The sequence below is a fragment of the Streptomyces griseomycini genome (genome assembly GCF_014203535.1).
In the GTDB taxonomy this organism is placed as follows: domain Bacteria; phylum Actinomycetota; class Actinomycetes; order Streptomycetales; family Streptomycetaceae; genus Streptomyces; species Streptomyces griseomycini.
In genome coordinates this window covers 1-1,185 of record NZ_JACHJI010000071.1, presented here as the reverse complement: position 1 = coordinate 1,185, position 1,185 = coordinate 1, and the positions used below count along the sequence as shown (strand labels likewise).

The following is a 1,185-nucleotide window of genomic DNA, read 5'->3' as shown; positions in this document are numbered from 1 at the left end:
GCCACCCGGTTGGCGGCGGCGTTGACGCCTCGGGTGGACGCGGTGCTGGCCCGGTACCCGCTGCGGGAGCTGGTCACCAGCAGCGAGCCGCTGCCGCTGCTGGTGGAGCGGGAGCGGGCGCTGTTCGGTTCCTGGTACGAGTTCTTCCCCCGCTCGGAGGGCACCGCCGAACAGCCGCACGGCACCTTCCGCACCGCGGCCCGCCGGCTGGAGGCGATCGCCGCGATGGGCTTCGACGTGGTCTACCTGCCGCCGATCCACCCGATCGGCACCACCTTCCGCAAGGGCCCCAACAACACCCTCAGCGCCGGCCCGGACGACGTGGGCGTGCCCTGGGCGATCGGCTCCCCGGAGGGCGGGCACGACGCGGTGCACCCGCGCCTGGGCACCCTGGAGGACTTCGCCCGGTTCGTGCGCAGGGCGGCGGAGCTGGGGCTGGAGGTGGCGCTGGACTTCGCGCTGCAGTGCTCGCCGGACCACCCCTGGGTGCACAAGCACCCCGAGTGGTTCCACCACCGCCCCGACGGGTCGATCGCGTACGCGGAGAACCCGCCGAAGAAGTACCAGGACATCTACCCGATCGCCTTCGACGCGGACCTGGACGGGCTGGTGGCGGAGACGGTGCGGGTGCTGCGGCACTGGATGGGGGTGGGGGTGCGGATCTTCCGGGTGGACAACCCGCACACCAAGCCGGTGGTGTTCTGGGAGCGGGTGATCGGGGAGGTCAACCGCACCGACCCGGACGTGATCTTCCTGGCGGAGGCGTTCACCCGGCCGGCGATGATGCACACCCTGGCCCAGATCGGCTTCCAGCAGTCCTACACCTACTTCACCTGGCGCACCACCAAGCAGGAGCTGACCGAGTACCTGACCGAACTGTCGGGGGAGGCCGCCTCCTACATGCGGCCCAACTTCTTCGCCAACACCCCCGACATCCTGCCCGCCCACCTGCAGCACGGCGGACGGCCCGCGTTCGAGGTCCGCGCGGTGCTGGCCGCCACCCTCTCGCCCACCTGGGGCATCTACAGCGGCTACGAACTGTGCGAGAACACCCCGCTGCGCGAGGGCGGCGAGGAGTACCTCGACAGCGAGAAGTACCAGCTCAAACCCCGCGACTGGGAGACCGCCGAACGCGAGGGCCGCACCATCACCCCCCTCATCACCCGACTCAACACCATCCGGCGC

Annotated in this window: 1 pseudogene; it reads left to right on the top strand. The window is 70.8% G+C overall.

Features of this window, described 5'->3' with window-relative positions:
- Positions 1-1,185, top strand: a pseudogene (locus FHS37_RS38760) (alpha-amylase family glycosyl hydrolase); the annotation flags it as partial.